At 72.1% G+C, this 10260-nt stretch carries 8 protein-coding genes; 7 read left to right on the top strand and 1 reads right to left on the bottom strand.

Translation table 11 applies throughout. The features are described from left to right. Positions 1 to 68: 68 nt before the first annotated feature. The 4 genes from A6Q79_RS12370 to A6Q79_RS12355 all read left to right on the top strand — a co-directional run bounded on the left by A6Q79_RS12370 (position 69) and on the right by A6Q79_RS12355 (position 6872). A complete protein-coding gene (locus A6Q79_RS12370; protein ID WP_286690240.1) occupies positions 69 to 1361 on the top strand; it encodes an MFS transporter in 1293 nt (430 codons plus the stop codon). 190 nt (positions 1362 to 1551) lie between these two features. Next, positions 1552 to 5289, top strand: coding sequence for a methionine synthase (metH, locus tag A6Q79_RS12365; protein ID WP_286690239.1), 3738 nt, complete (start codon positions 1552 to 1554; stop codon positions 5287 to 5289). A 39-nt stretch (positions 5290 to 5328) separates the two neighbouring features. After that, entirely contained in the window at positions 5329 to 6174 is an 846-nt protein-coding gene (locus tag A6Q79_RS12360) for a PAC2 family protein (RefSeq protein WP_308207064.1), read from the top strand. Then, on the top strand, positions 6171 to 6872 hold the full coding sequence (locus tag A6Q79_RS12355) for a DUF2786 domain-containing protein (RefSeq protein ID WP_286690238.1): 702 nt from the start codon (positions 6171 to 6173) through the stop codon (positions 6870 to 6872). The genes A6Q79_RS12360 and A6Q79_RS12355 overlap by 4 nt, the downstream gene beginning before the upstream one ends. A 31-nt stretch (positions 6873 to 6903) precedes the next feature. Here A6Q79_RS12355 and mshC read toward each other — a convergent pair whose 3' ends face one another. Continuing rightward, positions 6904 to 8118 carry a cysteine--1-D-myo-inosityl 2-amino-2-deoxy-alpha-D-glucopyranoside ligase gene (mshC, locus tag A6Q79_RS12350; RefSeq protein WP_286690237.1) on the bottom strand — a complete coding sequence of 405 codons (1215 nt, stop codon included), beginning with the start codon at positions 8116 to 8118 and terminating at the stop codon, positions 6904 to 6906. Positions 8119 to 8239: 121 nt separating this feature from the next. Between mshC and A6Q79_RS12345 the strand changes: the two genes are divergently transcribed. The 3 genes from A6Q79_RS12345 (at position 8240) to corA (ending at position 10207) form a co-directional block, all read left to right on the top strand. Further along, positions 8240 to 8509: a hypothetical protein gene (locus A6Q79_RS12345; RefSeq protein ID WP_286690236.1), complete on the top strand. Its 270-nt coding sequence runs from the start codon at positions 8240 to 8242 to the stop codon at positions 8507 to 8509. Position 8510: 1 nt separating this feature from the next. Beyond that, the gene (locus A6Q79_RS12340; protein ID WP_317698454.1) at positions 8511 to 9146 is read left to right on the top strand and encodes an FHA domain-containing protein; all 636 of its coding nucleotides are present in this window, start codon (positions 8511 to 8513) and stop codon (positions 9144 to 9146) included. Between the two features lie 101 nt (positions 9147 to 9247). Then, on the top strand, positions 9248 to 10207 hold the full coding sequence (gene corA / locus A6Q79_RS12335) for a magnesium/cobalt transporter CorA (RefSeq protein WP_286690234.1): 960 nt from the start codon (positions 9248 to 9250) through the stop codon (positions 10205 to 10207). Positions 10208 to 10260: the final 53 nt, after the last annotated feature.

The raw sequence follows: 10260 nt of genomic DNA, 5'->3' as shown, positions 1-10260 counted from the left end.
AGCCTAGGAGATCCGACCCCCGCCCTCGGACACGGCCTGTCGGAGCCGACGCCTAGGTTGGGACCGACATGACCGAGCTCACGCCCCGTCCCGGCGGCGCGCTGCCGGTCCGGGGGTGGGCCCGCGGACCGCTGCGCCCGTTCCGCCACCGCCAGTACCGTCCGCTGATCGGCGCGGCGGCGTTCGAGCTGCTCGGCGAGGGCGTCTGGGTCATCGCGGTCGTGTGGCAGGTCATCGCGCTCGGCGGTGGTCCCGGAGCGCTCTCGCTGGCCGTCACGGGCTACGCCCTCGGCATGGTCGTCACGGTGCTCGTCGGGGGCGTCGCCGCCGACCGGGTGCCCCAGCGGCGCATCCTCATGGCCACGGCGACCACCCGCATGGCCGTCCTGGCCGTGGTCGCGGCGCTGGCGCTCGCCGGCGGGCTGGAGATCTGGCACCTGACGGTCGCTGGCGCCGTGCTCGGCATGGCGGTCGGCTTCTACTTCCCGGCCTACAGCGCGCTGCTGCCGTCGGTCGTCGAGGCCGACGACCTCCTCGCCGCCAACGGCATCGAGGGGTTCCTGCGACCGACGCTCCAGCACGCCGGCGGGCCCGCCCTCGGCAGCCTCGTCGTGGCGCTGGCCTCCCCGGCCTGGGCGCTGCTGCTCGTCGCCGTCTGCCAGCTGGGCTGCCTGCTCACCCTGCTGCTCCTGCACCCGGTGCCGCTGCGCCGCGACGCCGCGGCGCTGGGCGACCACCCCCTGCGCGGCGCCGTCGCCGACCTGCGCGGCGGGGTGCGCTACATGGTCAGGACGCCCTGGTTCCTCGCGACGTTGCTGTTCGCCTGCCTCATGCTGCTGCTCGTCGTCGGTCCGATGGACGTGCTCATCCCGTTCGTGGTCAAGGACGGCGGGGGCGACGCGACGGGCCACGCGTGGATCCTGGCCGCGTACGGCGCGGGCAGCGCCCTCGCGTCGCTCGGCATGAGCATGCTGAGGATGCCGCGGCGCTACCTCACCGTCATGGTGCTCATGTGGGGCCTCGGCTGCGTGCCGTTCGTGGTCGTCGGCTTCACGTCGTCGGTGCCGGCCATCGCCGCGGCCCTGTTCGTCGTCGGCGTCCTGCTCTCCGCGCCGATGGTGATCTGGGGCACGTTGCTGCAGCGTCGGGTGCCGCCGGACCTGCTCGGCCGAGCGTCGAGCCTCGACTTCTTCGTCTCGCTACTGCTCGTGCCCGCGTCCGTCGCCCTCGCCGGTCCGGCAGGCGAGCTGGTCGGTGTCCGCGAGGTGTTCCTCGTCGCCGCGGTGGTCCCGGTGGTCGCTGCGGTCGTCGCCGTCGTGTGGGCGCGGATGCCGGCCGACGAGGCCGCGCACCCCCTGTGAGCGTGACCTCCCGCGTCACCTTGCGTTCTCGTGGGATGATGGTGCACGAATCTCCGCGAAGGTCCACGCGAGCCCGCCGCCGGCTGGGGGTTCCCACCATCACCAGGACGTCATCGCTCCGTGCACCAGGCCGGAGGACGCCGTCCGTTCGTGTCGATCGTGGAGGACTGAGGCGACAGTGGAGCAGCGTGTGACCCGACCCCAGGCGTGGCGTCCCGACGCCACCGAGGACCTGACGGCCCGACTCTCGGAGCGCATCATGGTGCTCGACGGCGCCATGGGCACCGCGATCCAGCGCGACCGGCCCGACGAGGCCGGCTACCGCGGCGAGCGCTTCAAGGACTGGCCGAGCGACGTGGTCGGCAACAACGACCTGCTGACGCTCACCCAGCCCGACATCATCGCGGGCATCCACCGCGAGTACCTCGAGGCCGGCGCCGACGTCATCGAGACCAACACGTTCAACGCGAACGCGGTCTCCCTGCGCGACTACGACATGGTCGAGCTGGCCTACGAGCTGAACTACGAGGCGGCCGCCCTCGCGCGCCGCGAGGCCGACGCGGTGACGGCCCGGACCCCCGACCGGCCGCGCTACGTCGCCGGCGCGCTCGGCCCGACCACCCGCACCGCCTCGATCTCCCCCGACGTCAACGACCCGGGTGCACGCAACGTCTCCTACACCGAGCTCGTCGACGCGTACGCCGAGGCCACGCGGGCGCTCCTCGACGGCGGTGCGGACCTCGTCTTCATCGAGACCATCTTCGACACGCTCAACGCGCGCGCCGCGATCTTCGCCGTCGAGACGGTGTTCGAGGAGTACGGGCGGCGCTGGCCGATCGTCATCTCCGGCACCATCACCGACGCGTCCGGGCGCACGCTCTCGGGCCAGACCACGGAGGCCTTCTGGTACTCCGTGCGCCACGCCAAGCCGCTGCTCGTGGGCCTGAACTGCGCCCTCGGCGCCGAGGAGATGCGTCCCTACGTCGCCGAGCTGTCGCGCCTGGCCGACTGCTTCGTGTCCTGCTACCCGAACGCCGGTCTGCCCAACGCGTTCGGCGAGTACGACGAGGAGCCCGACCAGACGGCGGCGGTGCTGCGCGAGTTCGCCGAGGCCGGGCTCTACAACCTCGTCGGCGGCTGCTGCGGCACGACCCCCGACCACATCGCGCACATCGCCCAGGTCGTCGAGGGCCTCCCCCCGCGGGTGCCCGCCACCGTCCAGCCGGCGTTGCGCCTCTCGGGCCTGGAGCCGCTCGTCGTCGACGCCGACTCGCTGTTCGTGAACGTCGGCGAGCGCACCAACATCACCGGCTCGGCCCGCTTCCGCAACCTCATCCGCGACGGCGACTACGACACCGCCCTCGCCGTGGCCCTCCAGCAGGTCGAGAACGGCGCGCAGGTCATCGACGTCAACATGGACGAGGGCATGATCGACGGCGTCGCCGCGATGGACCGCTTCCTCAAGCTCGTCGCGGCCGAGCCCGACATCTGCCGCGTCCCGGTCATGGTCGACTCCTCCAAGTGGGAAGTCATCGAGGCCGGTCTGCGCGTGCTGCAGGGCAAGTCGATCGTCAACTCGATCTCGCTCAAGGAGGGCGAGGAGCCGTTCGTCGAGCACGCGCGGCTGTGCCGCAAGTACGGCGCCGCCGTCGTCGTCATGGCCTTCGACGAGGACGGCCAGGCCGACACCCTGGAGCGGCGCAAGCAGATCTGTGAGCGCGCCTACCGGATCCTCGTCGACGAGGTCGGCTTCCCGGCCGAGGACATCATCTTCGACCCGAACGTGTTCGCGGTCGCCACGGGCATCGAGGAGCACGCCGAGTACGGCATCGACTTCATCGAAGGCACACGCTGGATCAAGCAGAACCTGCCGCACGCGCTCGTCTCGGGTGGCGTCTCGAACGTCTCGTTCTCCTTCCGCGGCAACAATCCGGTGCGCGAGGCGATCCACGCCGTGTTCCTGTTCCACGCCATCCGCGCGGGCATGGACATGGGCATCGTCAACGCCGGCGCGCTCGTGGTCTACGACCAGGTCGACGAGAGGCTCCGCGAACGCATCGAGGACGTGGTCCTCAACCGTCGCCCCGACGCCACGGAGCGGCTGCTCGACATCGCGACCGAGTTCGCGGGCACCGGCGAGAAGGCCGAGGCCGCGAGCGAGGAGTGGCGCTCCCTCCCGATCGGCGAGCGCATCACGCACGCCCTGGTCAAGGGCATCGACGCCCACGTCGAGGACGACACGGAGGAGCTGCGCTCGATCATCGAGGAGCGCGGCGGCAAGCCCATCGAGGTCATCGAGGGGCCGCTGATGGACGGCATGAACGTCGTCGGCGACCTCTTCGGTGCAGGCAAGATGTTCCTCCCCCAGGTCGTGAAGTCGGCACGCGTGATGAAGAAGGCCGTCGCCTACCTCATCCCGTACATCGAGGCCACGAAGGACGAGTCCGACAAGGGCCGCAGCAACGGCACCGTCATCATGGCCACGGTCAAGGGCGACGTGCACGACATCGGCAAGAACATCGTCGGCGTGGTGCTGCAGTGCAACAACTACGACGTGATCGACCTCGGTGTCATGGTCCCGCCGCAGAAGATCCTCGACGCGGCGAAGGAGCACGGTGCCGACGTGATCGGCCTGTCGGGCCTGATCACGCCCTCGCTCGATGAGATGGTGACCGTCGCCGGCGAGATGGAGCGTCAGGGCTTCGACGTCCCGCTCCTCATCGGTGGCGCGACGACGTCGCGGGCGCACACGGCCGTGAAGGTCGACGAGCGCTACCACGGTCCCGTGGTGTGGGTGAAGGACGCGTCGCGCTCGGTCCCGGTGGTCGCGTCGCTGCTGTCCGACGCGCAGAAGCCGCAGTTCCTCGAGGCGCTCAAGGACGACTACGACGGCCTGCGCGAGCGGCACGCCGCCCGCCAGGACACGCGCAAGCTGCTGCCCATCGAGGAGGCCCGCGCCGACGCGACCCCGATCGACTGGGACGGCTACGCCCCGCCGCAGCCGCAGTGGGAGGTGGGCGTCCCGCACGTCCTGGAGGACTACCCCCTCGACGAGCTGCGCCAGTACATCGACTGGCAGCCGTTCTTCAACGCGTGGGAGATGAAGGGACGCTTCCCCGACATCCTGCACAACCCCGCCACCGGCGAGGCGGCCTCGAAGCTGTACGCCGACGCCCAGGAGATGCTCGACCGCATCGTCGCCGAGCGCTGGCTCACGGCGCGCGGCGTGGTCGGCATCTTCCCCGCCAACGGGCGCGGCGACGACACGGTCGTCTTCGCCGACCAGGCGCGCGAGGAGTCCGTGGCCGTCCTGCACCACCTGCGCCAGCAGACCGAGCACCGCAAGGGCGTCGCCCACAAGAGCCTCGCCGACTTCGTCGCGCCGCTCGAGACCGGGCTGCCCGACCACGTGGGGGCGTTCGCGGTCACGGCGGGCCTCGGCGGCGCCGACCGCATCGCCGAGTTCAAGGAGCAGCTCGACGACTACAGCGCCATCCTGCTCGAGGCACTCGCCGACCGGCTCGCGGAGGCGTTCGCCGAGCGGCTCCACGAGCGGGTCCGCCGCGAGATCTGGGGCTACCAGCCGGAGGAGTCGCTCGACAACGAGCAGCTCATCGCCGAGAAGTACGTCGGCATCCGCCCGGCGCCCGGCTACCCGGCGTGCCCGGAGCACACCGAGAAGCAGACGCTGTGGGAGCTGCTCGACGTCGAGAAGCACACCGGCATCGAGCTCACGGAGAGCATGGCGATGTGGCCCGGGGCGTCCGTGAGCGGCTGGTACTTCTCGCACCCGCAGTCGCAGTACATGGTCGTCGGCCGCCTCGGCCGCGACCAGGTCGCCGACTACGCCGAGCGGAAGGGCTGGAGCGTCGCCGAGGCGGAGCGCTGGCTCTCCCCCAACCTCGGGTACCGCCCTGACGACGAGTAGGGAGCAGCACTGCACACCCTCCCCCGTAGGGTGGTGGACGTGCAGTCGATCCCCCCGTTGAACGACCCCTGGATGGTGGCCGCGTTCGAGGGCTGGAACGACGCCGGCGACGCTGCGTCGTCGGTCGTCGACCACCTCGTCGAGGAGTGGGACGCGCAGGTGCTCGCCGAGCTCGACCCGGAGGACTACTACGACTTCCAGGTGACCCGACCCATCGTGCACCCGGACGAGGACGGTGCGCGCGTGCTGCACTGGCCCACGCCGACCCTGTGGCACGCGCGCCCGCGCTCGTCCGAGCGCGACGTGCTGCTGTTCAAGGCACCCGAGCCGAACTTCCGCTGGAAGCACTTCTGCTCCACCGTGCTGGGGCTCGCGCGGCTCGCCGGGGTGACCGAGGTGGTCACGCTCGGCGCGCTGCTCGCGGACACCCCGCACACGCGACCCGTGCCGGTGAGCGGCTCCACGAGCGACCCCACCTTGGCCGAGCGGCTCTCGCTGCGGCCCTCCAGCTACGTCGGACCCGTCGGCATCAACGCGGTGCTCGGCGAGGTCGCGTCGGCCGACGGACTGCCCGCCATCTCGTTGTGGGCCGCCGTCCCGCACTACGTGGCGGAGCCGCCGTGCCCGAAGGCCACGCTGGCCCTCCTCGGGTCGCTCGAGGACGCTGTCGGGGTGCCGCTCCCCCAGGGCGCGCTCGAGGAGATGGCCCAGGCCTGGCAGCACGGCGCCGACGACCTCATGGCGCAGGACCCGGAGATCGCCGAGTACGTGTCGGAGCTCGAGGAGGAGCACACGACCGACGAGCTGCCCGAGGCCAGCGGCGACGCGATCGCGCGCGAGTTCGAGCGCTACCTGCGCCGGCGCAACGTCGACGGCGGTCCGTGAGCGACGACGCCACCCTGCGTCGGGTCCGGCAGCTGCTCGTGCTCGCCGACGACCCGGGAGCGACCCCTGCCGAGGCGCAGGCGTGCCGCGACAAGGCCGAGGCACTGATGGCGCGCTACGGCATCGACGCCGCGCTGCTCGCCGCCGAGGGGCACCGCACCAGCGGGGTGGTCGACGCCTACCTGCGGCTCGACGCGCCCTACCTGCGCGACAAGGCGACGCTCGCGGTGCACGTCGCGCACGCGTTGCGCTGCCAGTCGGTGCTCGTCGGTGGCGAGCGCACGACGACGGTGCACGTCTTCGGCTTCGAGGCCGACGTGCGGGGCACCGAGATCCTCGTGACCAGCCTGCTGCTGCAGGCCGCGCACGAGCTCGCGCGGGTCGTCGTGCCGCCCGGCGAGCACACCGCGGCCTTCCGGCGCTCGTGGTGGCAGGGCTTCGCGCAGGCGGTCTACGTCAGGCTGCGCAGCGTCGAGGACGCCGCTCGCGCCGACGCCCAGGCGGAACGTTCGCAGGAGGAGCCGTCGGTCGAGCTCGTCCTGGCCGACCGCAGCGCGGAGGTCGAGTCGGCGATGCACGCCCGGTACGGCGACCTGCGGCGCGCTCCGCGGCGCAGGCTCAGCGGCGGCGGGCTCGCCGACGGCTACGCCAGCGGGGAGCGCGCCGACCTGGGGCGCGGCACGTCGTTACAGCGCTGACGCACCGCGGGACGAGCCAGGGCGGGGCGAGTCAGAGCAGGACGCCGAGCAGGAGGTCGAGCGCGGCCCGCACGCTGGCCGGGGCGTCCCCGTCGGACCCGTCGGCCGCAGCCCAGGCGTCGACGGCCGCGAGGGCGCGCGGCGCGTCGAGGTCGTCGGAGAGAGCCGCCAGGACGTCGCGCACGACGTCGTCGCCCGGCGCCGTCGTAGGCCGCCCGACGGCGGTACGCCAGCGCGCGAGACGCTCCTCGGCAGCCGTCAGGTCGGCATCGAACCACTCCCAGTCGCTGCGGTAGTGGTGCGCGAGCAGGGCGAGCCGGATGGCCATCGGGTCGGTCCCGGACTCGCGCAGCCGCGACACGAGGACGAGGTTGCCCTTGCTCTTCGACATCTTCTCGCCCTCGAAGCCGACCATGCCGGCGTGCACGAAGGCGCGGGCGAACTCCTCGCCCGTGGCGACGCGCGCCTCGGACGCGGACATCTCGTGGTGCGGGAACGCGAGGTCGGAGCCGCCGCCCTGCACGTCGAAGTCGGTGCCCAGGTGCTCGAGCGCGATCGCCGCGCACTCCACGTGCCAGCCGGGACGGCCGGGACCGAGCGGCGACTCCCAGGAGGGTTCGCCCTCACGGGGCGCCTGCCAGACCAGGCAGTCGAGCGGGTGCCGCTTGCCGGGCCGGTCGGGGTCGCCGCCGCGCTCGCCGAACACGCGGCGCATCGTGTCGTCGTCCAGCCCCGACACCGATCCGAAGGCGGCGTCGGCGTGCACGTCGAAGTAGAGGTCGTCGTCGACCCGGTAGACGGCGTCGCCCAGACGCTCCACCAGGGCGGTGACGAGGTCGATCGACTCCACCGCACCGATGTAGTGCTGTGGTGCCAGCACGCGCAGCGCGGACATGTCGGTGCGGAACAGCTCGGTCTCGCGCTCGGCGAGCTCCTGCCAGTCGACGCCCGTCGCCGTGGCGCGCTCGAGCAGCGGGTCGTCGACGTCGGTGACGTTCTGGGTGTAGGACACGTCGAGTCCGCGCGCGAGCCACTGACGCTGCAGCAGGTCGAAGGTGAGGTAGGTCGAGGCGTGCCCCAGGTGCGTCGCGTCGTAGGGCGTGATGCCACAGACGTAGAGCCGCGCCACCCGCTCGGGGGCCGACTCGACGAGTCCCGACGTCCGGGTGTCGTGGATCCGCAGCGGCGGGACGTCGACCCCGGGAAGCTCGATCGTGGGGACCTCGGGTCCCGTCCAGGCGCGCATGGGTCCGAGCGTATCCGCCGGCCGGGAGGGGTCGCGCGGCGAGTCGACGGCTGTCCCGTTCGAGTTGCCGCACCCTCGGGCGCTGGTCACGCTGGAGGCACCCCTGACAGGAGGATCCGACATGACCACCACCCCTCAGCACGACCGCGACCTGACCGGACAGGCTGCCGGACCGCAGCCGGTGACCGACTGGACCGACCTCGGTCGCGAGATGTGGGAGTACCTCACCGGACGTGGCGCCGCGGTCAACTACGAGCTGCGCGACCTCGACGTCGAGGTGCCGCGTGACACCGGCCCCGACGCCCCTCGTGCGCTGTGGCGCTTCAACGGCACGGTGCGCGTGACCACCAGCGACGACGACCTGCCGGGCGCCGACCCGGCGCGCCGCTGACATGCCCGACGACGGGCCGATCCTGCGGCTCGGTGCGGTGCCGACGCACGTCTGGCACCGGCTGGCCACCGGCTCGCGCCACGTGCAGGTGCTGCGCTGGCGTGCCGCCGCCCGGCTGAAGACGCGCGCCCTGACGAGCGGCGGCGACGCGCTCGACGTGCCGCCGCCGGTCGCCTGGCCGGACCTGCCCACCGCGCCGTGGGCACGACGTCGGGTGACGACCACCCACGACCCGTACGGCGGCGGACACCCCCGCCTCTACCTCTCCGACACGCGGGTCCCCGCCATGGCGCGCGAGGTGCGGGTGCACCACCTCGCGCTCGGGGAGACGTCGATCGGCGCCGCCGAGAGCTGTGACCTCGTGCTCGACGACACGAGCGAGCTGCAGGCCGTCGTCACGCGCACGGACGACGACGAGTACGTGATCGGCGCACGGGGCCGAGCGACGCCGACGTTCGTCAACGGTCGCGAGCTCCCGGTGCAGACGCTGCGCACGGGCGCGCGGATCGAGGTCGGACCGTGGCGCCTGACCTACGTGCGCGACGAGTTCGCCGACCACGGTCGCCCGTTCGGCGGGCGCCAGGGCGGCGAGATCGGCCGGCAGCGCCCCCAGGAGCCGCCGCGGTACCAGCGCTGACCCGACGACGGCGCAGGACGACGGGACGGCCACGCGCCCCGCGGTGACCACCGCGGGGCGCGTCGCGCGTACTGGGACCGTCGGTGGTCCAGAATGTGTGCGTGATCGTCGACTGCGCCACCTACCGCGACGGCGTCCGCCAGGACACCGCCCACGACGAGCAGTCGCTCCGCGAGGCGCTGGACGCCCTGGAGGACCACGAGTTCATCTGGATCGGCATGGCCAACCCGCGCGTCGACGAGCTGTCGCGGGTCGCGTCGGCGCTCTCGCTGCACCCGCTGGCCGTCGAGGACGCGCTGGAGGCGCACCAGCGGCCGAAGGTCGAGCGCTACTCCGACCACCTGTTCGCGTCGCTGCGCAGCGTCACGTACAGCGACGACGACATCCGCACGCACGAGGTCAACGTCTTCCTCGGCGAGAAGTTCCTGCTGACGGTCCGCCACGGCGGCGAGTCGCTGCGCGAGGCGCGGCGGCGGGCCGAGTCGGTCGACGGCGCGATGTCGCACGGTCCCACGGCGGCCTTCCACGCCGTGATCGACACGATCGTCGACCACTACGAGGACGTCGCCCGCGAGCTCGAGCAGGACGTGGAGGAGGTCGAGACGTCGGTGTTCTCCGACGAGCGCACCAGCGACTCGACGCGCATCTACCGGCTCAAGCGCGAGACGCTGGAGTTCCGGCGTGCGGTGCTGCCCCTGCGCGAGCCGGTGCACCGCTTCGCGACGGTGGCGGTGCCCGAGGAGGCGCGCCCCTACTTCCGCGACATCGCCGACCACCTCGCCCGGGCGTCCGAGGCGATCGACGCGATCGACCACCTCCTCGACAACGCGCTGAACGCGCACCTCGCGCAGCTGTCGGTCCAGCAGAACGAGGACATGCGCAAGCTCACCGCCGGCGCGACGATCTTCGCCGTCCCCACCGCGATCGCCGGCATCTACGGCATGAACTTCCGGTACATGCCCGAGCTCTCCTGGCACCTCGGCTACCCGCTGTGCCTCGCCGTCATCGGCAGCCTCTGCCTCTACATCTACTGGCGCTTCAAGCGGTCGGGGTGGCTGTAGGGCGGGTGGGGGCTGGGCCTTGCTGGTGCGGTAGCTGCGGGTCTCCACCTGCT

Source organism: Aeromicrobium sp. REDSEA-S32_B7, assembly GCF_001626145.1.
Lineage (GTDB): Bacteria > Actinomycetota > Actinomycetes > Propionibacteriales > Nocardioidaceae > Aeromicrobium > Aeromicrobium erythreum.
This window is presented reverse-complemented; position numbering and strand designations above follow the sequence as displayed.

Excerpts from the sequence above, each read along its gene's own strand:
- A6Q79_RS12370 (WP_286690240.1), top strand. The coding sequence starts at position 69 with ATGACCGAGCTCACGCCCCGTCCCGGCGGCGCGCTGCCGGTCCGGGGG.
- mshC (WP_286690237.1), bottom strand. The coding sequence starts at position 8,118 with ATGCGCGCCTGGACGGGACCCGAGGTCCCCACGATCGAGCTTCCCGGG.
- A6Q79_RS12345 (WP_286690236.1), top strand. The coding sequence starts at position 8,240 with ATGACCACCACCCCTCAGCACGACCGCGACCTGACCGGACAGGCTGCC.
- A6Q79_RS12340 (WP_317698454.1), top strand. The coding sequence starts at position 8,511 with ATGCCCGACGACGGGCCGATCCTGCGGCTCGGTGCGGTGCCGACGCAC.